Origin of the sequence: Rhizobium bangladeshense, from assembly GCF_017357245.1 — a bacterium.
Classification (GTDB): Bacteria; Pseudomonadota; Alphaproteobacteria; order Rhizobiales; family Rhizobiaceae; genus Rhizobium; species Rhizobium bangladeshense.
Genome location: NZ_CP071612.1, coordinates 2327420 through 2348229, shown reverse-complemented (window position 1 = coordinate 2348229; position 20810 = coordinate 2327420). Strand labels below are relative to the sequence as shown.

The following is a 20810-nucleotide window of genomic DNA, read 5'->3' as shown; positions in this document are numbered from 1 at the left end:
TTGCCGCACATCATCATCGACTATAGCCGAGGTGCTGGCGAACGGGTGGCGATCGATGAATTGACCAGAGCGGTCCACCACCGAGTGCGCGACGGAGGCTTGGTGAAGCCCACTGCCGTGCGCACCTTCGCCAGGGAGGCGAACTTCTCCTGCGTCGGCGACGAGCATCCGGACAACCACTTCATCCAGATCATCGTGCGCATGGCTCCTGGCCGGCCGGCGGAGACCAAGCGGGAGTTGTTGAAGGCGGTCTTCGACGCCGCGCGCGATGTCGCGGCCTCCGCGCTGCAGGCGGGTCGGCTGGGGCTGCGGGCCGATCTTTACGAATCCGATCCGGATTTCGCATTCCAGGAAATAGCGTTCGCCTGAGCCTGGCAACGCCCTCACAAGGACAATTACAATGAGCCTGATCTACGTTCTCAACGGCCCAAACCTCAACTTGCTCGGCAAGCGTCAGCCTCATATCTATGGTCACGAGACACTGGCCGACGTCGAGGCAGACTGCCGGAAACTGGCCTCGGAACTCGGCCACGAGATCCGTTTCCACCAGAGCAACCGTGAATATGAAATCATCGACTGGATCCACGAAGCCCGCGAAGATGGAGCCGGCATCGTCATCAATCCGGCCGCATTCACGCACACGTCGCTTGCAATCCTCGACGCCTTGAACACGTTCGAAGGTCCCGTCATCGAGATCCATATCTCGAACGTGCATAAGCGCGAAAGCTTCCGTCATCATTCTTTCGTTTCTCACCGTGCCGACGGCGTCATCGCCGGTCTTGGTACGGAAGGCTATCAGCTCGGAATCCGCCGCGTCGCGACCATGCTCAAGGCGCCGAAGAAGGACTGACAATGGCTGCCCCAGTCAAACTGGCGGTCCTCGGCGCGGGGCTTATCGGAAGGCGTCACATCAAACACGTGTTGGACGAACCGACGGCGGACCTTGTCGCTGTCGTGGATCCGACCCCGGTGGGAGAGGCGATCGCAAGCGAGGTCGGCGCCAAATGGTTTTCGAGCTTCGATGAAATGGTCGCCGCCGCGCGCCCTGACGGCGTCATCATCGCGACGCCCAACCAGATTCATGTCAGAAACGGTTTTGAGGCCATAGAGGCTGGCATCCCGGCATTGATCGAGAAGCCAATCGCCGACGATATTGCCGCCGGCGAAGAGCTCGTCGCCGCGGCGGAGGCCAAAGGCATTCCGTTGCTGACCGGACATCACCGACGGCATAATCCGATGATGCAAAAGGCTAAACAGATCATCGAAAGCGGCAAGCTCGGGCGGATACTGGTCGTGAATGCGATGTTCTGGCTATTCAAGCCGGACGAATACTTCGACATTTCCTGGCGGCGCGAACGCGGCGCGGGACCAGTCTTTCTCAATCTGATCCACGATATCGACAACCTTCGCTACTTATTCGGCGATGTCACGGCGGTCCAGGCATGCGAATCCAACGCAGTTCGCGGAAACGCCGTTGAGGAAACCGCGGTGATCCTCATCGAGTTCAAGAATGGAATTCTCGGCTCTGCTTCCGTTTCGGATTCCGTCGTCGCACCCTGGAGTTGGGAGATGACGACTGGCGAAAACCCCGCTTATCCTAAAACTGGGGAGGCCTGCTACATGATCGGCGGCACCCACGGGTCGCTGTCGGTGCCGTCACTCAACATCTGGAGCAATCCCGGCAACAGGGGCTGGACGGAACCGTTCGAATGTCATCGCGCCAAAATCAGGAACGAGGATCCGCTCGTCCTGCAGATACGCCAGTTTTGCAGGGTCATCAGAGGCGCGGAAGCACCTCTGGTCAGCGGACGTGAGGGACTGGAAACCTTGAAGGTTATCGACGCCGTGAAGCGGTCCGCCGCAGTGGGCCAGCGTATCTGCCTGATCTAAATGGTTGCGTGCCAGCTCAAGGCGGGTCGCGACTCGCGATGTCAATCCGGCGCGGAGGTCTGCAGGGCGAGCGCGTGCAATACGCCGCCCATATTGCCCTTTAGCGCCTCGTAGACCATCTGGTGCTGCTGCACGCGGCTCTTGCCGCGGAAGGCTTCGGCGACGACTTCGGCGGCGTAATGATCGCCGTCGCCCGCCAGATCGCGGATCGTCACCTTGGCACCGGGAATCCCAGCCTTGATCATGTCTTCGATATCGCCGGGTTTCATGGCCATGATCGTTACTCCTTGCGCATTATTCCGCGGCAAGTTCGCCGCGGCCTTCCATGAAATCAGGGAACCACGATTCATGGGCATCGCGCAATTGCTGAATCGGCAGTGAAATAAGATCGCCGACAACAAGTGCATCTCCGCCAACGGTGCCGAGGCGACGAAAGGGAACGCCGGCACCTTCCGCATTGACGCAGACGAAATCCGCCACATCGGCCGGCACCGTCAGCACGTAGCGCGCCTGGTCTTCGCCGAAGAGCAGCGCATGCGGCAAGCCTTTGCCTTCGCCGAGATCGATCTTCAGGCCCTTGTTCGAGGCCATGGCCATTTCGGCCAGAGCGACGGCAAGGCCGCCCGAGGAAATGTCGTGGCAAGCGGTCGCCTGACCGTTACGGATCACGGAGCGGACGAAATCGCCGTTACGACGCTCGGCGAAGAGATCTACTTCCGGCGCCGGACCCTCGCGGCTGGAGAGAACGTCTCTCACATAGACGGACTGGCCGAGGTGGCTGCCGTCAAGGCCGATCATGATCACCTTGTCGCCGTCATTGGCGCTGCCGATGCGGACCATCTTGCGCCAGTCCGGCAGCAGGCCGACGCCTGCAATCGTCGGGGTCGGCAGGATGGCGACGCCGTTGGTCTCGTTGTAGAGCGAGACATTGCCGGAGACGATCGGAAAGTCGAGCGCGCGGCATGCTTCTCCGATGCCCTTCACCGCCTGAACGAACTGGCCCATGATCTCCGGCTTTTCGGGGTTGCCGAAGTTGAGATTGTCGGTGGCGGCAAGCGGTTCGGCGCCTGTCGCGGTGATATTGCGCCAGCACTCGGCGACCGCCTGCTTGCCGCCCTCGAATGGATCGGCCTCGACATAACGCGGCGTCACATCGGAGGAAAAGGCTAGCGCCTTGCTTTTATGGCCATCAACACGCACGACGCCGGCGTCGCCGCCGGGAAGTTGCAGAGAATTGCCCTGGATCAGCGTGTCATACTGTTCGTAGACCCAGCGGCGGCTCGACTGGTTGGCCGAGCCGACGAGTTGAAGCAACGCCTGGCCGTAATCCTTGGGGGCGGCGACAAGATTGGCGGGCAGGGGCGCAGCCTTGCCGGATTCACGCCAGGGGCGGTCATATTCCGGCGCCTGGTCGCCGAGATCCTTGATCGGCAGGTTGGCGACTTCTTCGCCCTGATGCATGACACGGAAGCGCAGATCATCGGTCGTCCTGCCAACAATGGCGAAGTCGAGGCCCCATTTGACGAAGATCGCCTTGGCCTGCTCTTCTTTTTCCGGCTGCAGCACCATGAGCATGCGCTCCTGGCTTTCCGACAGCATCATCTCATAGGCGGTCATTCGCTCTTCACGGACCGGCACCTTGTCGAGTTCCAGCAGAATGCCGAGATCGCCCTTGGCGCCCATTTCGACGGCCGAGCAGGTGAGGCCGGCAGCACCCATGTCCTGAATGGCGATGACAGCGCCCGTCTGCATCAATTCGAGGCAGGCTTCGAGCAGGCATTTTTCGGTGAAGGGGTCCCCGACTTGGACGGTCGGGCGCTTTTCTTCGATCGATTCGTCGAACTCGGCCGATGCCATGGTTGCGCCGCCGACGCCATCGCGGCCGGTCTTGGCCCCGAGATAGACGACCGGAAGGCCGACGCCCTTGGCTTCGGACAGGAAGATGGCGTTGGATTTCGCGATGCCGGCGGCAAAGGCATTGACCAAAATATTGCCGTTGTAGCGCGCGTCGAACTCGACTTCGCCGCCGACCGTCGGCACGCCGAAGGAATTGCCGTAACCGCCAACGCCGGAAACGACTCCGGAGACCAGGTGGCGGGTCTTTGGATGATCGGGCTCGCCGAAGCGCAGCGCGTTCATCGCGGCGATCGGGCGCGCGCCCATGGTGAAGACGTCGCGAAGGATGCCGCCGACGCCGGTTGCGGCACCCTGATACGGTTCGATGTAGGATGGGTGATTGTGGCTCTCCATCTTGAAAACCACGCAATCGCCGTCATCGATATCGACGACGCCGGCATTCTCGCCCGGCCCCTGGATGACGCGCGGCCCCTTGGTCGGCAGTGTGCGCAGCCATTTCTTCGATGATTTGTAGGAGCAGTGCTCGTTCCACATGGCCGAGAAGATGCCGAGCTCGGTGAAGGTCGGCTCGCGGCCGATCAGATCCAGAATGCGCTGGTACTCGTCCGGCTTCAGGCCATGGCTTGCAATGAGTTCCGGCGTGATCGGAATGGTGTTTGGAATGTTCATGAGCGGAAAGTCCCTGGCGCGTTTTGGGCTGTCTTTAGCCTATGTAGCGGCGACGCGCGACAGAAAAAACCCGCCGTCAACAAAGGGCGGGCGGGCTTTTCTCACAAAAGCAGCAATCGTTCAGAACTTGTAGCCGATCTGGATGCCTGCGCGTGTCATGCCGTCGTTCGGGCCGTCACAGAGATTGGCATGCGAAGAGTGGGCGATCTGGGCCATCACGTTCCAATGAGGAGTGAAACGGTAGCCGCCGCCTACATATTCGTGGAACAGAACGCGACAGCCTAATTCCGGTCCGTCATCATTGTCGTCCAGCTCGCCGGTATGGATGACGCCGCCGAATCCGGCTTCTGCAAAAAGCTTCTCGTTGAAATCGACGGTCCAGGTGAAGCCGGTGAAGAATTGGGTGGCTTCACCCGAGGTGCCGATCGAGGTGCCCAGATGGACACGGGGACGCAACAACTGTTGCTGCCAGCCAACGGCCTCCTCGTAGCCGAAAGGATCGAAGAGAGCGGTTATCTCCGGGAAGACGCCGTCTTCTCCGGAACGGCCCGATTGTACCGAGGCAGAGACCCCGAAACGCAGTTCATCAAATATCTGCTCGCCAGCATTTGCCGAACCTGCCATCGAGGTGCCCGCTAAGGCCGCCACTGATGCTAGCCCCAGGCAACGCAACGCGATCCTTCCGAACTCGACCCTCATCTGCTGTCCTTTGATTCGCACAAAGCGGGAATAACAAAGAGGTAACACGGGGGGTGGTGCGGTAAAGCGTTCTCGTCGGGCGTGTGCTTTTTTTCGGAATTATGGCGTGTATTTGCAACAGGTCATATCTCGCCGTCATAGGCGGATCCGCCATTTTCAAGCAGTCGGCGCAGGATCATCAGTCCTGCGGTCAGTTCCTGGCCCGTCTTGGGCGAAGAGAAGCCGATGCGAACGCGGTAGTAGGTTTTCTCGCCGCGCGCCGCCTTGAATTCGTCTTCGTCGTCGACAAGCACGCCGTCGCGCAAGGCAGCGTTCTTGAAGGTGCCGGACATCCAGGGTTCGGGAAGTTTCAGCCAAAGGAAGGGCGCATGTGGGTGCGAGGCGAAGTCGAAACCCTGCAACTGCTCGCGGGCGACGCGGGCGCGCCGGGAGATTTCCCCGATCACTTCCTTGCGGATCTCGTGTGCGCTACCGCTTTCGACCAGCCGTGCGCAGGTTTCCGCCAGGATGAATGGCAGGCCGCCGGTGACCATCCTGTGGGTCACCTTAATGCGTTGGGCAAAATGCGGCGGACAGGCAACCCAGCCGCCGCGCACGCCGGCGGCGACCGATTTCGACAGACCATTGACCAGGAATGTGCGGTCGGGCGCAAGTGAGGCGATGAGCGGCGTATCGTCGTCGGCCATGCCGCCGTAGAGATCGTCCTCGATCAGCCAGACGCCGTGCTTTCTGGCAATTGCGGCAATTGCCGCGCGCCGCTCATGAGGCATGATCGTCACTGTCGGATTGTGGACGGTCGGCATCAGGAAGGCGATCTTCGGATGCTGCTGCTGGCAGAGCCGTTCGAAATCCTCGGGAATTACGCCGAATTCGTCGGAATCGACCGTCACCATGCGGCGGCCGAGAAGGCGGGCGCTGCGGCTGACCTGGGTATAGGTAAGGTTTTCGAAGACGATCTTGTCCCCCGGCGCCGAGACCGCGGCAATAACAGCGACGGCGGCCGCATGGGCGCCGAGCGTCGGCACGATATTTTCGACCTCCGGCGTCCAGCCGCTGCGGGCAAGCCAGCGGCGGCCGGCCTCGAACCAGTTCGGCGGAAAACTCCGGGAATAGGAGGATATTTCGGTGAGATGCTGTTCGCCGATCTCGGCGAGAATGCCTGAGATGATCTTGCCCTGGCCGAGGTCGGGGGCGGCTGTCGTATCGAAACGGATCTTATTGGCGGGTGCGTCCTGAAAGCGCGTGCCGCCGAGCGAGACGGCCATCGGATCAATCTGTTCGCCTGGCGGTGTTTCGGTGCGGTTCAGCACATAGGTGCCGCGGCCGACTTCGCCGGCAACCAGGCCACGCTCATGCACCAGAGCATAGGCGCGGCCGATCGTGCCGATTGTCACGCCGATATCGTAGGCGAGGTTGCGCTGCGGCGGCAATTTGCTGCCGGCGGGCAGGGTGCCGCTCGCAATGGCGGATTCAATGCTGTCGGCAAGCCGGAGGTAGACCGGCCCGGAGCCGCGGGAGAGATCAGGAAGCCAATTTGTCATGGTGACAATTGTATATCTTGGCACATTGTATCAGTCAAGCGTAAGAGACAATCTAACGGACGAACCGAGAGGATTCCTGGAATGTCTGCCTTGCCCGAAGTCAATATGCCAATTGTATCGATTGTCACTCATGAGAACGGACGCCTCAGTCGCTGCGACGGAAGTGCCAGGGCGACGACGCGTCTGGGCCGGATCTGGGCCGCTATCCTTCTTTGGCATCAGAAGCGCGAGGGGCGCCGCGCCCTGAGAGAGCTTTCGCCGGCTGGGCTCAAGGATATCGGGGTGTCGCACTCCGATGCCGCACGCGAAGTCGGAAAATCGTTTTTCTGGGACTGATGCCTATGAAGGCGAAGGCAGCGATCAGCTGCAGGCCTTATTGCCTGCCGACCAGCGATTGACGTCGGCGGCGATACGGCCGGCGACCGGTTCCTGCATCATCGGACCAAAAGCCTGGAGACGGGCGGGGCTGCCTTCGGCCTGCACGACGAGCAGCGGCCGGCTTTCAGGGCTGCCCTTGTGGACGAGCAAAATGCGCGGGCGGCCGGTGAAGGAATTGAGCTCGGGCGCGAGCTTATAGGCTGCAAAGGCCGGATCGGCTGATTTGAACCAGCATGCATTGGCGCCGAGCGCCACTCGCTCCATGGTCGGCAGCGCAGCCCGGTTTGGATCTGCTGCCGGCGCCGGCGATTGGCAGGCTGCCAGAGCAACTGCGATAGCCGTCAACACGGCGGCGTTGGCGACGGAACGGCGAGGGCGCATTGGTCTTGCTCCGGGGAAGAAGGTCTTGCATGGCGTCCCCGCGGGGCCTGCAGGAGACATATCAGCAGGCGCGGGTTAGGCAGCGACGACGTCGAGTGCCGAGGCGAAGAGACCGCGGCCGTCCGAACCGCCGTGGGCTGCTTCGATCAGGTTTTCCGGATGCGGCATCATGCCGAGGACATTTCCGTTTTCGTTCATGACGGCGGCGATGTCGTTGAGCGAGCCGTTCGGATTGGTGCCTTCTGCATAACGGAAGACAACCTGGCCATTGCCTTCGATCTTCGCCAGCGTGGCTTCGTCGGCGAAATAATTGCCATCATGATGGGCAACCGGGCTGCGGATGACCTGACCCTGCGCATAGGCGCGGGTGAAATCAGTCTCTGCATTGACGACTTCGAGCTTGACCTCGCGGCAGACGAATTTCAACGAGGCATTGCGCATCAGCGCGCCGGGCAACAGACCGGCTTCGACGAGGATCTGAAAGCCATTGCAAACGCCGAGCACCTTCACGCCCTTTGCGGCCTTGTCGATGATCGCCTGCATGACTGGCATGCGGGCGGCGATCGCGCCGCAACGAAGATAATCGCCATAGGAGAAGCCGCCGGGGATGACGATTAGGTCGACATCCGGAATCTCGGTTTCTGTCTGCCAGATCGTCACCGGTTCGCGGCCGGAGATCTTGCTCAAGGCTGCGATCATGTCGCGGTCACGGTTGAGACCCGGAAGTTGAACGACGGCTGATTTCATGGGTGCGGTTCAAACCTTGCTTGTATTTGTGCCACGTCCCGAAGCAGCCATACATATGCTTCGGGCATTGTAAGTCTCGCAATGTTCAATCGAGAGAAATGGTGTAGTTCTCGATGACCGTATTTGCCAGCAATTTTTCGCACATGGCCTTGAGGTCGGCTTCGGCCTTGGCCTTGTCGGCGCCTTCGAGCTCCAGGTCGAAGACCTTGCCCTGCCTTACATGGCCGACGCCCGAAAAGCCGAGAGCGCCGAGCGCGCCTTCGATGGCCTTGCCCTGCGGATCGAGAACGCCGTTTTTCAGCGTGACGGTGACACGAGCCTTGATCACTTTGTCTTTCCTGCCTTACTTGACGAGAACCGGGCCGGTGCCGCGCACAGGCTCGTTTTCATTGATGATGCCGAGACGGCGAGCGACTTCGGAATAGGCTTCAAGCAATCCGCCAAGGTCGCGGCGGAAGCGGTCCTTGTCCATCTTCTCGCGGGTTTCGATGTCCCAGAGCCGGCAGCTGTCCGGCGAGATCTCGTCGGCGAGGATGATGCGCATCAGATCGCCCTCGAAGAGGCGGCCGCATTCAATCTTGAAATCGACGAGCTGGATGCCGACACCGAGGAAGAGGCCGGTCATGAAGTCATTGACCCGGATAGCAAGCGCCATGATGTCGTCGAGCTCGGCCGGATTGGCCCAGCCGAAAGCGGTGATGTGCTCTTCGGAGACCATCGGATCGTCGAGCGCGTCGGACTTGTAATAGAACTCGATGATCGAGCGCGGCAGGACGACGCCTTCCTCGATGCCAAGGCGCTTGGCAAGAGAACCGGCCGCCACGTTGCGCACGACGATCTCCAGCGGGATCATTTCCACTTCCTTGATCAGCTGCTCGCGCATGTTGAGCCGGCGGATGAAGTGGGTGGGGATGCCGATCTTGTTCAGATGGCTGAAGATATATTCGGAAATGCGGTTGTTGAGGACGCCCTTGCCGTCGATGACTTCGTGTTTCTTCTTGTTGAAGGCGGTGGCATCATCCTTGAAGAACTGGATCAAAGTGCCCGGCTCCGGACCCTCATACAGAATCTTTGCCTTGCCCTCGTAGATACGGCGGCGACGGTTCATCGTGGTCATTCTCTGTTGTTGGCGCGCTTGGGATAGCGCGAGTGGATCAATCTCGTGGCGTCCCCTTAAAGGAAAAGAGAGTGTTTCACAATCCGCCTGTCGCTCCTTCCCAGGATTCTGGATTTCATGGCCGCGGTTTGCGGATTCATGGCCCGCATTCCGAATTTTACGGAATAGCACTAAGAGAATCGAATAAATTCGCTTTACGAGCCTAGCGGCTTTTTCTGTACGGTGGAATGAAGGCGAAATGGCGGGCCGCTTATACAGGATTATTTGGCGGTTCTGCTTGGGAGCGCGCGGCGAAGATGCGTCTGCAAGGCGCGCGCGGCGGTCAGTCCATGGCGCCAGCTTCCGGCGCGGATGAAGGACGGGATCTGCGTTGCTGGCATCGGCCGGGCCAGCGCATAGCCTTGCAGCGTGTCGCAGCCGAGTTGCTCCAGAATGCGGATGTGATCCGCCGTCTCGACGCCCTCAGCAATGACGAGGATGTTGAGCGAGCGCCCGATATCGATGATCGAACCGACAAGTTTGCGCTGCTCCGCCGATTGCGGCAGCATGCGGATCAACTCGCGATCAATCTTCAGCGTGTTCGGGCTCAGGCGCAGAAGGCTGACGATCGAGGCGTGGCCGGTGCCGAAGTCGTCTATATGGATGTCGATGCCGAGCTTGCGCAGCTTCTTGAGGTTGGCGGCCACCGCCTTGTCGCAATCGTCGAGCGAGATCGATTCCAGCAGCTCGAAGGCGACGGCGCCTGGCTCGATCTTCAGGGCGCGGAGCTTCTTGCCGAGATCGGGATCGGTCAGCCGCCGGGCGGAAACGTTCACCGAAATTTTTGGAATCGACAGCCCCTCCTTGATCCAGGTGCGGCGGTCTGCCAGCGCTCGCTCCAGGATCAGGGCGTCTATCGTCGAGACGACGTCGAGATCCTCGGCGATATCGAGAAAGCGGTCCGGCGTCAGCAGGCCGTGTACGGGGTGTTGCCATCGGGCGAGCGTCTCGACGCCTGCCACATCGAGCGTGCCGGCATCGAACTGCAATTGATAGAATGGCACGAATTCATGGCGATCCAGGCCAATCAAGATTTGGTCGGCGAGCCGTTTGGCGGAGACAATATCATCGCGGGCCGATGCGGAGAAGAATTCGAAGCGGTTCCGGCCGAGACCTTTGGCGCGATAGAGCGCAATGTCGGCGTCGAGCAGCGTCTGCTTCGCGTCGAGCTTGGCGCCGCCATTGACGGCGATGCCGATACTGGCGCCGAACCGGCAGTCATGCCCCTCGTATCTGACCGGCCTGCGCAATTCGCGGATCAGGCGTTCGGCCAGATTGGCGATCTTCTTCGATGCAGGATCGACCGCGCAGAGGATGACGAATTCGTCACCACCAATGCGAGCGACGAAATCGGCGGCGCGGACGGAATGTCTGAGCACATGTGCGGCGTGCTGCAGCATGGCGTCGCCGGCGCGATGGCCGAGGGTATCGTTGATCTGCTTGAAGCGGTCGAGATCGATATGCAGAATCGCCAGAGCAAGACCGTTGGCCCGGCATTCCGCCGCGCGGTCGTCCAGCATCTTGTCGAGGTATCGGCGGTTCGGCAGGCCGGTGAGGTAATCGTGCAATGCCAGGTACTCGATGCTTTCCTTGGCAGCCTCGAGTTCGCGGTTGCGGGCCTCCGCCAAATCCTTGGCGCGCTGCAGTTCATTGCGAAGTGCGACTTCTTCGGTGACGTCCCAATTGGCGCCGATCAGCTTGCGTTGGCCGTTACCGTCGACAAAGAAGGCAGAGCGCGCACGGATGATGCGTTCAACGCCGTCGCCGCGGATGATGCGGTATTCCTGCTGAAAGTCGCTGCCGCTTTCGACGCTGCGGTCGGCAAGGTCTAGCACCCGCTCCCGGTCGTCAGGATGCAGCCTTTTGGCCCAGGCGTCGCCGCCGATCTTGCGCGCCGCACCCTGCATCCCGTAAATGGCAATCAGGCGGTCGTCCCATTCGACGACGTCGTTTTCGATATCGGCCTCGAAGACGCCGATACGGGAAATTTCCAGCGCCAGGTCGAGCCGGCGGGACAGGCGGGACAGCGTCTCCTCGGCTTCTTTGCGGGCAGTGATATCGGTATCCGTGCCGACGACGCGCGTCGGCACGCCATTCTCGTCCCATTCGACGCAGGCGCCGCGGCAGTCAATCCAGATCCAGCGGCCGTCCCTGTGGCGTTCGCGATATTGGAAGACCTGATATTCCGGATCGTCGGCATTCTGCCGCTCGATCGCATGCACGACAAAATCGCGGTCGTCGGGATGGACGAGCTGCAGCCAGGCTTCATAGTCGCCGGCGACGTCCTCGTCGGGAGCCATTCCGCGGATGGTTTTCCACGTTGGCGAATAGTATTTTCGGTTGAGGCGGTAATTGTGATCCCATACGCCAAGCCCGGAGCCGACCAGCGCATAATTCCAGCGGCTCTCCCGCTCGGCCAGATCGGGATGGTCGGTTGGCCCGGTGCCCACGAAAGTCTCAGCCGCTGCGATATCGCCATGCGGTCTATCGGCCTCTGGATGGGCTTTTTTCACTGGCATTCTCGCTGATTGCATCTCGGCGCAGTCTGCGTTCTTTCTATTAAGAAAAACTTAGAAAGCAGGCGTTCAAACAGCGAGAAGCGGTCAATCAGACGGAGAGGCGGCTGAGGAATTGGGCAAAGACCATCGTTCCTTCCGGCCAGGGGCCGTGACCGGAATCGGCGTTGATATGTCCTGCCTCGCCGGCATCGACGAGGAAGGAACCCCAGCTGCTGGCGATATCGTCGGCATGGTCGTAGCTACCGAACGGGTCGTTGCGGCTGGCCACAGTGATCGAAGGGAAGGGCAGCGGATCGCGCGGGTAGGGCCCGAAGGTCATCAGGTGCCTTGGGCGAATGTCCGGATTGGTGACATCCGGCGGAGCGACGAAGAAAGCGCCCGCTACCCGCTTGCGGAAATGCGGGATGGCGTGGATCGCCGAGGGTACGCCGAGCGAATGGGCGACGAGAACGACCGGGCGGGTCGAGGCGTTCACCTCTTCGGCGATGCGGGCGATCCAGTCCTCGCGGACCGGCTTCGTCCATTCGGCCTGTTCGACGCGTCGCGCCGTGCTGAGTTTCGCCTCCCAGCGGCTCTGCCAATGGCCGGGGCCGGAATTGGTATAGCCGGGGATGATGAGGATATCTGCGTCTGAGGCTTTCATAGTGCCGCCGATGTGAGAAAGCCTGTCCAAGATGTCAAGAGGGGGCTGCAAGGGAGAGAGCGACACGGGCGCTGAAATTTGTTATGTTGCCCCGGTGCCGGTTGCGGGTTTCGTATCGGCTTACCCGCCGATGCGTGTCCGCCGCCGACCAAGTCTCGGCTGAGGAGGAGAAAGCCATGGCGGCATTTCATGTCATGACGGGTGCAAGCGAAAACTTCGCGCGGCCCGTCGTCAATCGCATCGGTATCGCCGACGTCTTCGACGCGCTGAAGCGCGGGCTCGACGATTTCAGCGAAAAGCCTTCCCATTATGTGTTCCTGTGCCTGATGTATCCGATCGCCGGGATCTTCCTGACGCTGTGGACCTCCGGCGCCAACCTTCTGCCGATGGTCTTCCCGCTGATTTCCGGCTTCGTGCTGATCGGCCCGATTGCGGCGATCGGCCTTTACGAGATCAGCCGCCGGCGCGAGGAGGGTCTCGATACGTCATGGACGCACGCGCTCGAGGTACGCCATTCCCCGGCGCTGCCGTCGATCGTCGCGGTCGGGCTGATGCTCTTTGGCCTTTTCGTTGTTTGGCTGGTGACGGCGCAGACGCTGTACACCAACCTTCTCGGCGACGTCTTTCCCCGCACCATGACGGATTTCACCCGGCAGGTCTTCGGTACGGCCCAAGGCTTGCAGCTGATCATCTGGGGCAATCTCATCGGCTTTGGCTTCGCGCTCGTCGTGCTGGCGATTTCAGTCATCACTTTCCCAATATTGCTGGACCGCGATGTCGGAGCGGTTGCCGCCGTCGTGACCTCAATCCGTGCGACGATCATCAATCCGGTGCCCGTGCTGCTTTGGGGCCTGATCGTCGCAGCGCTCCTCGTCATCGGCACCATCCCGGTATTTGCCGGACTTGCGCTTGTCATCCCGATCCTCGGCCATGCGACCTGGCATCTCTACCGCAAGCTGGTTGCGCGCGAACCCGCATGATCACAGCCTTCCGGGGATCGCGAGCCGTCGCGATCCCCCCAATCCCGACCTTGACCTAGCTTCCGGAACCTCTGGACTTCTCCCCGCGTTTATCAGAACCGGCTTCGAGGAGGACTTTGAGAGGTGACGATGCAGCATCTGTTCGCCCGCTTCGCAAGCAAGGCATCGGAATGGGCGGGCAAACCCGTCACCTTCATTCTGGCGCTGAGCGTCGTCGTTGTCTGGGCCGTGCTCGGACCTTTCTTCGACTATTCCGAAACCTGGCAGCTGATCATCAACACCGGCACGACGATCATCACCTTCCTGATGGTCTTCGTGCTGCAGAACGCCCAGACGCGTGACACGCGAGCGATCCAGGCAAAGCTCAACGAGATCATTCTGACAAGCCATGCGGAGAACCGTTTCATCGGCATCGAACACCTCGATGAGGAGGAGTTGAAGCATCTCGACCGGCTTGTGGCCAAGGCCGCCAAGGGACGGGGTGACACGGAGGCGTGCAGGACGTCGGAGGCAGAGAAAGCCGAGGCGCCGAAAAAGGCAGACGGGCGCAAACGCTCTGTGGTTCCGAAAGCGTCGAAGCAAAAACAACGGCCGCTTGAGAAAAGCTGAACTATGAAATACACATTCCAATCATATTGACGTCAATCCCAACTCCGTAGGGAAAATGAACGACTCCTTCTTAGCGAGCCGCAGGTCGAGCTGTTCTTTCAGGCCTATTTCATAGGAATGACGTAGGTCATTTGCCATTTTCTTCGACGAAATCGGCTTTATCGAATTTATCCCAAAATTTATTATTTCGTTGCTAATCGTTTAAATACAGTGCAATAAATTCACTTCCATTTCTTTGGTCATTTATTATTTTTATAGCAATTTTATTACTGATTACGGCGGCTGTCTTGTTGTTATCAGGTGGTAGTATTCAAAGGCTGACCTTATTAGCTTTTTTCTTAGCCATTTCCCTGCCTTCGATCCTTGTCGCATGCATCTACTTCCCAGTTGTGATCAGGCTGCGACTAAGGGGAAAAGCCGTCCGATAGATTCTCGACTGAGAAGTATGCCGGCAGAAAAACGGCGCCTGCAAGGGCGCCGCCATATCGTTGATTGCAGATCGCTCACGCCTCGCCGAAGACGCGGCGGAAGATCGTGTCGACGTGTTTGGTATGGTAGCCAAGGTCGAATTTTTCGCGGATGTCTTCTTCGGACAGGGCGGCACGAACTTCTGCGTCGGCGAGCAGCTCTTCCAGAAAATCCTTGCCCTGTTCCCAGACCTTCATGGCGTTGCGCTGTACGAGACGGTAGGCATCCTCGCGCGAGACGCCGGCCTGAGTAAGCGCCAGGAGGACGCGCTGGGAGTGGACGAGGCCGCGGAACTTGTTGAGGTTCTTCTCCATGTTCTCGGGGTAGACCAGCAGCTTTTCGACGACGCCGGCCAGCCGCGCGAGGGCGAAGTCGAGGGTGACCGTTGCATCCGGGCCGATCATGCGTTCGACCGAGGAGTGGGAGATATCGCGCTCGTGCCAGAGGGCGACGTTTTCCATTGCAGGCATGGCATAGGAGCGGACCATGCGGGCGAGGCCGGTCAGGTTTTCGGTCAGCACCGGATTGCGCTTGTGCGGCATCGCCGAAGACCCCTTCTGGCCGGGCGAGAAATATTCCTCGGCTTCCAGCACCTCGGTGCGCTGCAGGTGGCGGATTTCTGTCGCCAGGCGCTCGATCGACGAGGCGACAACGCCGAGGGTGGCGAAATACATGGCGTGGCGGTCGCGCGGGATGACCTGGGTCGAGACCGGCTCCGCCTTCAGGCCGAGTGCTGCGGCGACATGTTCCTCGACGCGCGGATCGATGTTGGCGAAGGTGCCGACGGCGCCCGAGATGGCGCAGGTCGCTACTTCCTCGCGGGCAGCGATCAAGCGCTGACGGCAACGCTCGAATTCGGCATAGGCGAGCGCCAGCTTGATGCCGAAGGTGGTGGGCTCGGCGTGGATGCCGTGCGAGCGGCCGATGGTGACGGTGTCCTTATGTTCGAAGGCGCGGGTTTTCAGCGCCGCGAGAAGGCGGTCGAGATCGGCGATGAGGATATCCGTGGCGCGCACGAGCTGGACGTTGAAGCAGGTGTCGAGCACGTCAGAGGAAGTCATGCCCTGGTGGACGAATCGCGCATCCGGGCCGACAATCTCGGCGAGGTGGGTGAGGAAGGCGATGACGTCATGCTTGGTGACGGCCTCGATCTCATCGATGCGAGCGACGTCGAACGTAGCGGCGCTGCCTTTCTCCCAGATCGTCCTTGCCGCCGATTTCGGGATGACACCGAGCTCGGCCAGCGCGTCGCAGGCATGCGCCTCGATCTCGAACCAGATGCGGAACTTGGTTTCAGGAGACCAGATGGCGACCATTTCGGGCCGGGAGTAACGCGGGATCATGGGCGGCTGCCTTCACTTCAAGAGGTTTAAGCGTCTATGTCTGCGCCCCTGTAGCAAAGACGGGCGGCAATCTCAACGCATGCGTTTGGCAAGATGATAGCTGCTAATGACGAGGCAGACGAGGCCGAGCGGCAGGAAGAGGCGAAGACCAATCACCAGGAATTGGTAGACGGCGCTGATGCTGGTGAAGACGAACTGGAACGCCCAGACGATACTGCCGACAGGCGCGTGCCAGCGCGAATAGAAGATCCGGTACTCCATGGCGAAGAGGAAGGCGGTCATCAGGATCGTGGCTGCCGTCAGCGTCACGAAGAAGGCAGCAAATCGCGCTTCCAGCGGCCTGCCATAGGCAAAAAAACGGGCCGCTGGCAGGGCGAAGGGCCAGGAAAGCAGGCCGCCGAGGAAATAGAGTGCCGCGACCTCAGCCAGCCGGCTGGTCTGCAGACCGTTGCGGAGGTAAAGCCCCAGCATGGCGGCGGCGAGCATCTGCAGGCCCCAGAGCAATGCGCCGGCAAAGAGATCAGAGGAGGGCGGCTTTGCCGCCCTTAGACGATCCATCCTGGGCGATCCACGCTCAGGGATGAACTGGAACGGCGATCCAGCGTCCGTTCCTCTCAGCATCGAAGGCCAGGACGAGCGCGATGTGAACCTGGTTTCCGCCTTCCGGCTGGTAGACTACGGCGCCGCCGATCCGGTATTCGACCGAGCAAGTGCGCTCGGCCGGGACGGCGGTTGCCTGCCGCGCCGCCTGACGATTCGGCACGCCTTCCTTCTCGATCATTTGCAAGCTGAAGCCAAGGATGCGTTTGTCGATCGTTGCGCATTCCTTCGGCGCCGGCACCGGCATCTCGCTGAGTGCGAGCGTATAGGGCGTCTTCGGCGGCCCATCGATTGCAAGTGTGGTGTAGCGAAGTGTCTTCGAGGGGGAGCCGAGCTCGGTTGGTGGGTTGAGGGCGGCAATCAGACCGGGATTTGTCAGAAGGTCGTATTTATCCATCTGGCTGCGCGCCGCCGTCAGGTTCTGCCGCCGTGCTTTGGAAAGATTGGCGTCCTTGTCGGTCAGCTCGGTGCGGAAGGGTGTACCCTCCAGATATTGGCCGCTGTCGGTGTCGATGAAGTAGGTTTCGGAATAGGGAGTCTTGCCGCTATCTTTGATACCGAATTCCTGGAATGCAAAGACCTTGCCGTCGGCCGAAAAACCGATCGGCTGGATGCTGGCTATGTCGCCCGCCAGCGATATGCCGGGCAGGCCGGCCGATGCGGCGGCAAGCACGCCGCCAATAATCAGACCCTTGTTCATGTTCGTGTCCCTTCGGCAGCCTGACGCAATTCGGCGACGGTCCTCCGGTAGCTGTCGACCGTACCGCCCTTGAAAATTGCCGAGCCGGCGACCAGGACGTTGGCGCCGGCACGCGCGATCGCGGGCGTCGTTTCTACGGTGACGCCGCCGTCGACCTCGAGTTCGATCGGCCTGTCACCGATCAGTGATTTCGCTGCGGCGATTTTGGCCGCCATTGCCGGAATGAACTTTTGCCCGCCGAAGCCGGGATTGACCGACATGATGAGGATGAGGTCAACGTCATCAAGCACGTTCTCGATGGCGCTCAGCGGCGTCGCCGGATTGATCGTCACGCCGACCTTCTTGCCGAGATTGCGGACGGTCTGCAGCGACCGGTGCAGATGCGGTCCGGCTTCGGCATGGACGGTGATGCGGTCACAGCCGGCCTTAGCGAAGGCTTCGAGATAGTCATCGACCGGAGAGATCATCAGATGGCAATCGAAGGTCGCGTTCGTGTAGGAACGCAGCGACTTGATGACGTCGGGACCGAAGGAAATGTTCGGCACGAAATGCCCGTCCATTACATCAAGGTGGATCCAGTCGGCGCCGGCGGCGGTGACGTCGCGCACCTCCTCGCCGAGCCTGGCGAAATCCGCCGCGAGGATCGAGGGGGCAATGCGAATAGGCAGCGTCATCAAGTCTCACTCCCATATGGCGCCATTTGCCGATGGCGCCGAAATTCAGGGCTGGCAGCCGCTCATTGCGTCGGCGCAGCAGGTGGAAAAAAGCCATTGCCCCGCCATTCGAGCAGGCGGTAGGGGTTTTGCGAAAGCTCATGCGCGCCGGTGAAGGCGACGGCGCCGACCGGCGTCTGGAACGTCGTGCCGATAAGCGCCTCCTGCAACGGCTTGCCGGCAGCCGCGGCGGATTCGGCTGCCTTGCCGGCAATCAGGGCCGCCGCCAGCGATGGCAGGACATAACCTTCAGGCTCGGTGCCTTTGGCGCGTAAAGCGTCGGCCGCCGGCGCGCCTTCCGGCAGAAGGACATATTCCGGCAGGGCGACCGCGCGCACGCCGGACGCGAGCGGCAGCGGCTGATCGGCGGCACGCATGGCATCGCCGCCGAGGATCGACAGGGGAATATTTTCCGTCGTGGCGTCGCGGGCGATGACGGCGACATCGTTGCGATCGCCGCCAACGAAAACTCTGGTTGCGCCGGCCCGTTTCAGACGGCGCACGAGGGCGATCTGCTGCTCCTGTCCCGGACGGTAGGTATCGGTGAAAACCGGCTTCAGGCCATTCTGCTCAAGCGCATTGCGCACTGCTTCCGTCAGTTCGCGGCCATGTATGGTGCCGTCCTCGATGAGGGCGATCGGATCGGCGGCCCAGTTCTTCAGGATCACTTCGATGATCTTTGCCGCTTCAGCGCCATCGGCAGGTGCCAAGCGGAAGAGCGGCCAGCCATTTTTCAGCGCATCCTCCATCAGAATGCGGGAGCGGACCGAGACGGTGATGGCGGGAATGTTCGCGTCCTTCAACTTCGGCAGCGCGCCTTCCAGCGTCTCGCTGCAGAGAAAGCCGACGGCGACCTGCACCTTGGCATTGACAAGCGCATCGGCGACCGCCGCTCCGCTATTGTCCTCGCAGGTCTCGTTGATGGCAACGAGCGTATTGCCGGACTGCTGGATCTCGAAGCCGGCGCCGGCGGCAATCTGTGCGCCGAGCGAGCCAAGCGGGCCACCCTGGGGGGCGACGACGCCGATCGTCACGCCGGCCGCATGGCCTTGCGCCGCCGCCACCAGCAGCGTCAGGAAGGCTGCTATGCCACGAAGGTTGGTCATGAAAGGCGGAAATCCCTAGCCATCGTCCATGCCCTTTTATCCGCAAGGCGGCGATCGTCAAAGAAAAACAAGCGGAACGCGACGCTTTTCACCGCTCCTATTGTAGAAAAGGTAACCGATGCTCGCCATATTGCGCGATAGCAAGTCGAACTACAGCGCCACGCACCGTTTGGGATGCAGAGCGCACGGGAGAAGCAGGTGTTGAACAGGCAGCATATCGACCCCGGCCTTTATCGCGATGCCATGAGCCGTTATGCTGGCCATGTGCAGCTCGTGACGACGGCGATGGAAGGCATGCGCCGCGGCGTTACCATCACCGCCGCCTGCTCGGTTTCGGACAATCCAGCCTCTGTGCTGATCTGCCTCAGCAATACCAATCCGAAGAACGAGATCTTTTTCCGCAGCGGCATCTTCGTGCTCAATACGCTCGGCGCTCACCACCAGGCGGTTGCCGATGCTTTCTCCGGGCGCACGGCGCTTGCCAATGACGAGCGCTTCGCCAGTGCCCGTTTCGATACGCTCGTCACCGGCGCGCCCGTTCTCGCCGATGCGCTCGCCGCCTTCGATTGCCGGGTGACCGACATCAAGGAAATGCCGACGCATAATGTCATCTTCGGCGAAGTCGCCGCCGTCCGCTTCAGCGAGAAGCATCCGGCGCTCATCTATATGAACCGGGATTATCATACGCTGTAATCCGGCTGGCAGGTATTCAAGGAAACAGAGAATGGACAATGCCGGGATCGAGGAAATGTTTCAGGGGCTCGGCCCCGTCACGATCAAGCGCATGTTCGGCGGCAAGGGCATCTATCATCTCGGGCGCATCGTTGCTGTCGAAGTGCGCGACGAGATGCTGCTGAAAGCCGATGAGACGAGCGCCCCGGAATTTGCCGCCGCCGGCGCCACGCAATGGGCATATGAGGGCAAGAAGGGCAAGCCGGTGAAGATGCCTTATTGGTCGATTCCCGAAGAGGCCTATGACGATCCGGATCTGATGGCGAAATGGGTGCGACTGGCTTATGAGGCGGCGCTTCGCGCCGAAAGTTGAGCGGGTTAGAGCTTTTCCGGGTTGGATTCCAGCATTCTGTTGGCTCAGACGGAGTCGGATGGTCGACCGGCCGGCGCGCGTCGTATCCCAGTTCTACGGCCAAGCCGGCCGGTCGATCAGCCGGCCCGTTTCAGCCAACCCTCCCGCAGATTTGCACGGCAAATCTAAAAGACTTTAATCGCCGGACGCACTTGTCGCTTCGCCGCGGCGAAGCGGTGCGGCCGGTGGGCCGTGCATGTTTCCGCCGGGATCAAAGGCGATCGGCTCGGACGTACCTGGAGGTATGCCCGTTGCCAATCGCCTTTGCCCTGACGAAAAGCTGCTCCGGCAGAATGCTTCAATCTAACCCTAGCCTGTCGGCAAGGCTGCGATCGCCGCCTTGGTGAAGGCCGACAGCGGCTCAGGCAAATCGGTTAACGAAAACCAGCCGAAATCCGAAAGCTTATCCGGCTCGGTCAATTGCGGCTCGCCGTCGACGTCACGGGCGAGATAAAGGATGGAGATCCAGTGCTGGCGGTCGGCATCGATGATCTGTTCGGTCATGCCGATGCGGTCGATCCGGCCGATGCTGAGGCCGGTCTCTTCTTCGGCCTCGCGGCGCGCAGCTTCTTCAGCCCGCTCCATGTGATCGACCTTGCCCCCGACGATGTTCCAGTAGCCGGCTTCAGGCGGACGCATGCGCTTGTAGAGAAGGATCCTGCCTTGGCGCAGGATCACCAAGCCGACGCCAAGGCCCGGAAAATCGACGCCAGGCTTGCCCACTGGA

24 protein-coding genes are annotated in these 20810 nt (G+C 60.8%); 8 read left to right on the top strand and 16 right to left on the bottom strand.

From position 1 onward, the window contains the following. The 3 genes from J2J98_RS11480 to J2J98_RS11470 are packed head-to-tail and all read left to right on the top strand — an operon-like array spanning position 1 to position 1890. Positions 1-369, top strand: coding sequence for a 5-carboxymethyl-2-hydroxymuconate Delta-isomerase (locus tag J2J98_RS11480; protein WP_207601105.1), 369 nt, complete (start codon positions 1-3; stop codon positions 367-369). A 31-nt stretch (positions 370-400) separates the two neighbouring features. After that, positions 401-850, top strand: coding sequence for a type II 3-dehydroquinate dehydratase (gene aroQ, locus J2J98_RS11475; RefSeq protein ID WP_064712615.1), 450 nt, complete (start codon positions 401-403; stop codon positions 848-850). Positions 851-852: 2 nt separating this feature from the next. Then, positions 853-1890, top strand: coding sequence for a Gfo/Idh/MocA family protein (locus J2J98_RS11470; protein ID WP_207601104.1), 1038 nt, complete (start codon positions 853-855; stop codon positions 1888-1890). A 41-nt stretch (positions 1891-1931) separates the two neighbouring features. Here the strand turns inward: J2J98_RS11470 and J2J98_RS11465 are convergent, their stop codons facing one another. The 4 genes from J2J98_RS11465 to J2J98_RS11450 all read right to left on the bottom strand — a co-directional run bounded on the left by J2J98_RS11465 (position 1932) and on the right by J2J98_RS11450 (position 6656). Further along, entirely contained in the window at positions 1932-2165 is a 234-nt protein-coding gene (locus J2J98_RS11465; RefSeq protein ID WP_004676237.1) for a BolA/IbaG family iron-sulfur metabolism protein, read from the bottom strand. 19 nt (positions 2166-2184) lie between these two features. Then, positions 2185-4416, bottom strand: coding sequence for a phosphoribosylformylglycinamidine synthase subunit PurL (gene purL, locus J2J98_RS11460; RefSeq protein WP_207601103.1), 2232 nt, complete (start codon positions 4414-4416; stop codon positions 2185-2187). A 120-nt stretch (positions 4417-4536) separates the two neighbouring features. Continuing rightward, a complete protein-coding gene (locus tag J2J98_RS11455; protein ID WP_064712612.1) occupies positions 4537-5115 on the bottom strand; it encodes an acyloxyacyl hydrolase in 579 nt (192 codons plus the stop codon). A gap of 122 nt (positions 5116-5237) precedes the next feature. Further along, positions 5238-6656: an aminotransferase-like domain-containing protein gene (locus J2J98_RS11450; RefSeq protein WP_207601102.1), complete on the bottom strand. Its 1419-nt coding sequence runs from the start codon at positions 6654-6656 to the stop codon at positions 5238-5240. An 81-nt stretch (positions 6657-6737) separates the two neighbouring features. Between J2J98_RS11450 and J2J98_RS11445 the strand changes: the two genes are divergently transcribed. Further along, positions 6738-6992 (top strand): DUF1127 domain-containing protein, encoded by a 255-nt coding sequence (locus tag J2J98_RS11445; protein ID WP_207601101.1) that lies wholly within the window; start codon positions 6738-6740, stop codon positions 6990-6992. 24 nt (positions 6993-7016) lie between these two features. Here J2J98_RS11445 and J2J98_RS11440 read toward each other — a convergent pair whose 3' ends face one another. From J2J98_RS11440 to J2J98_RS11415, 6 genes are all read right to left on the bottom strand, one after another. Further along, positions 7017-7415: a hypothetical protein gene (locus J2J98_RS11440; RefSeq protein ID WP_207601100.1), complete on the bottom strand. Its 399-nt coding sequence runs from the start codon at positions 7413-7415 to the stop codon at positions 7017-7019. Positions 7416-7490: 75 nt separating this feature from the next. Then, positions 7491-8162, bottom strand: coding sequence for a phosphoribosylformylglycinamidine synthase subunit PurQ (gene purQ, locus J2J98_RS11435; protein WP_207601099.1), 672 nt, complete (start codon positions 8160-8162; stop codon positions 7491-7493). 85 nt (positions 8163-8247) lie between these two features. Further along, positions 8248-8490: a phosphoribosylformylglycinamidine synthase subunit PurS gene (gene purS, locus J2J98_RS11430; protein ID WP_138395274.1), complete on the bottom strand. Its 243-nt coding sequence runs from the start codon at positions 8488-8490 to the stop codon at positions 8248-8250. A gap of 15 nt (positions 8491-8505) precedes the next feature. Next, positions 8506-9270: a phosphoribosylaminoimidazolesuccinocarboxamide synthase gene (purC, locus tag J2J98_RS11425; protein ID WP_008526002.1), complete on the bottom strand. Its 765-nt coding sequence runs from the start codon at positions 9268-9270 to the stop codon at positions 8506-8508. Positions 9271-9539: 269 nt separating this feature from the next. Further along, a complete protein-coding gene (locus J2J98_RS11420) occupies positions 9540-11837 on the bottom strand; it encodes a putative bifunctional diguanylate cyclase/phosphodiesterase (RefSeq protein WP_138395273.1) in 2298 nt (765 codons plus the stop codon). Positions 11838-11925: 88 nt separating this feature from the next. After that, positions 11926-12480 carry an RBBP9/YdeN family alpha/beta hydrolase gene (locus tag J2J98_RS11415; protein WP_064712609.1) on the bottom strand — a complete coding sequence of 185 codons (555 nt, stop codon included), beginning with the start codon at positions 12478-12480 and terminating at the stop codon, positions 11926-11928. A gap of 176 nt (positions 12481-12656) precedes the next feature. Between J2J98_RS11415 and J2J98_RS11410 the strand changes: the two genes are divergently transcribed. Then, positions 12657-13460 (top strand): DUF2189 domain-containing protein, encoded by an 804-nt coding sequence (locus tag J2J98_RS11410; RefSeq protein WP_138395272.1) that lies wholly within the window; start codon positions 12657-12659, stop codon positions 13458-13460. Positions 13461-13589: 129 nt separating this feature from the next. Next, positions 13590-14069: a low affinity iron permease family protein gene (locus tag J2J98_RS11405; protein WP_207601098.1), complete on the top strand. Its 480-nt coding sequence runs from the start codon at positions 13590-13592 to the stop codon at positions 14067-14069. A gap of 503 nt (positions 14070-14572) precedes the next feature. Here J2J98_RS11405 and purB read toward each other — a convergent pair. The 5 genes from purB to J2J98_RS11380 form a co-directional block, all read right to left on the bottom strand. Next, on the bottom strand, positions 14573-15880 hold the full coding sequence (gene purB, locus J2J98_RS11400) for an adenylosuccinate lyase (RefSeq protein WP_207601097.1): 1308 nt from the start codon (positions 15878-15880) through the stop codon (positions 14573-14575). A 72-nt stretch (positions 15881-15952) separates the two neighbouring features. Continuing rightward, a complete protein-coding gene (locus J2J98_RS11395) occupies positions 15953-16438 on the bottom strand; it encodes a hypothetical protein (RefSeq protein ID WP_138395269.1) in 486 nt (161 codons plus the stop codon). Between the two features lie 16 nt (positions 16439-16454). After that, entirely contained in the window at positions 16455-17180 is a 726-nt protein-coding gene (locus J2J98_RS11390) for a DUF2259 domain-containing protein (protein WP_138395268.1), read from the bottom strand. Further along, complete coding sequence (gene rpe, locus J2J98_RS11385) at positions 17177-17854, bottom strand: ribulose-phosphate 3-epimerase (protein ID WP_207601096.1); 678 nt, start codon at positions 17852-17854, stop codon at positions 17177-17179. The genes J2J98_RS11390 and rpe overlap by 4 nt, the downstream gene beginning before the upstream one ends. Positions 17855-17916: 62 nt before the next feature. Then, positions 17917-18999, bottom strand: coding sequence for a branched-chain amino acid ABC transporter substrate-binding protein (locus J2J98_RS11380; protein WP_138395266.1), 1083 nt, complete (start codon positions 18997-18999; stop codon positions 17917-17919). A 198-nt stretch (positions 19000-19197) separates the two neighbouring features. Here J2J98_RS11380 and J2J98_RS11375 point away from each other — a divergent pair, with 198 nt between their 5' ends. Together J2J98_RS11375 and J2J98_RS11370 are read left to right on the top strand one after the other, a co-directional pair. Beyond that, positions 19198-19692 (top strand): flavin reductase family protein, encoded by a 495-nt coding sequence (locus J2J98_RS11375; RefSeq protein WP_064705087.1) that lies wholly within the window; start codon positions 19198-19200, stop codon positions 19690-19692. A gap of 31 nt (positions 19693-19723) precedes the next feature. Continuing rightward, positions 19724-20044 carry a TfoX/Sxy family protein gene (locus J2J98_RS11370; RefSeq protein ID WP_064705086.1) on the top strand — a complete coding sequence of 107 codons (321 nt, stop codon included), beginning with the start codon at positions 19724-19726 and terminating at the stop codon, positions 20042-20044. A gap of 348 nt (positions 20045-20392) precedes the next feature. Here J2J98_RS11370 and J2J98_RS11365 read toward each other — a convergent pair whose 3' ends face one another. Next, on the bottom strand, positions 20393-20806 hold the full coding sequence (locus J2J98_RS11365; RefSeq protein ID WP_207601095.1) for an NUDIX domain-containing protein: 414 nt from the start codon (positions 20804-20806) through the stop codon (positions 20393-20395). Positions 20807-20810 lie beyond the last annotated feature (4 nt).

Coding starts and splice junctions, on each gene's coding strand:
- aroQ (WP_064712615.1), top strand. CDS start 401: ATGAGCCTGATCTACGTTCTCAACGGCCCAAACCTCAACTTGCTCGGC.
- J2J98_RS11470 (WP_207601104.1), top strand. CDS start 853: ATGGCTGCCCCAGTCAAACTGGCGGTCCTCGGCGCGGGGCTTATCGGA.
- J2J98_RS11465 (WP_004676237.1), bottom strand. CDS start 2,165: ATGGCCATGAAACCCGGCGATATCGAAGACATGATCAAGGCTGGGATT.
- purL (WP_207601103.1), bottom strand. CDS start 4,416: ATGAACATTCCAAACACCATTCCGATCACGCCGGAACTCATTGCAAGC.
- J2J98_RS11455 (WP_064712612.1), bottom strand. CDS start 5,115: ATGAGGGTCGAGTTCGGAAGGATCGCGTTGCGTTGCCTGGGGCTAGCA.
- J2J98_RS11450 (WP_207601102.1), bottom strand. CDS start 6,656: ATGACAAATTGGCTTCCTGATCTCTCCCGCGGCTCCGGGCCGGTCTAC.
- J2J98_RS11445 (WP_207601101.1), top strand. CDS start 6,738: ATGTCTGCCTTGCCCGAAGTCAATATGCCAATTGTATCGATTGTCACT.
- J2J98_RS11440 (WP_207601100.1), bottom strand. CDS start 7,415: ATGCGCCCTCGCCGTTCCGTCGCCAACGCCGCCGTGTTGACGGCTATC.
- purQ (WP_207601099.1), bottom strand. CDS start 8,162: ATGAAATCAGCCGTCGTTCAACTTCCGGGTCTCAACCGTGACCGCGAC.
- purC (WP_008526002.1), bottom strand. CDS start 9,270: ATGAACCGTCGCCGCCGTATCTACGAGGGCAAGGCAAAGATTCTGTAT.
- J2J98_RS11420 (WP_138395273.1), bottom strand. CDS start 11,837: ATGCCAGTGAAAAAAGCCCATCCAGAGGCCGATAGACCGCATGGCGAT.
- J2J98_RS11415 (WP_064712609.1), bottom strand. CDS start 12,480: ATGAAAGCCTCAGACGCAGATATCCTCATCATCCCCGGCTATACCAAT.
- J2J98_RS11410 (WP_138395272.1), top strand. CDS start 12,657: ATGGCGGCATTTCATGTCATGACGGGTGCAAGCGAAAACTTCGCGCGG.
- J2J98_RS11405 (WP_207601098.1), top strand. CDS start 13,590: ATGCAGCATCTGTTCGCCCGCTTCGCAAGCAAGGCATCGGAATGGGCG.
- purB (WP_207601097.1), bottom strand. CDS start 15,880: ATGATCCCGCGTTACTCCCGGCCCGAAATGGTCGCCATCTGGTCTCCT.
- J2J98_RS11395 (WP_138395269.1), bottom strand. CDS start 16,438: ATGGATCGTCTAAGGGCGGCAAAGCCGCCCTCCTCTGATCTCTTTGCC.
- J2J98_RS11390 (WP_138395268.1), bottom strand. CDS start 17,180: ATGAACAAGGGTCTGATTATTGGCGGCGTGCTTGCCGCCGCATCGGCC.
- rpe (WP_207601096.1), bottom strand. CDS start 17,854: ATGACGCTGCCTATTCGCATTGCCCCCTCGATCCTCGCGGCGGATTTC.
- J2J98_RS11380 (WP_138395266.1), bottom strand. CDS start 18,999: ATGACCAACCTTCGTGGCATAGCAGCCTTCCTGACGCTGCTGGTGGCG.
- J2J98_RS11370 (WP_064705086.1), top strand. CDS start 19,724: ATGGACAATGCCGGGATCGAGGAAATGTTTCAGGGGCTCGGCCCCGTC.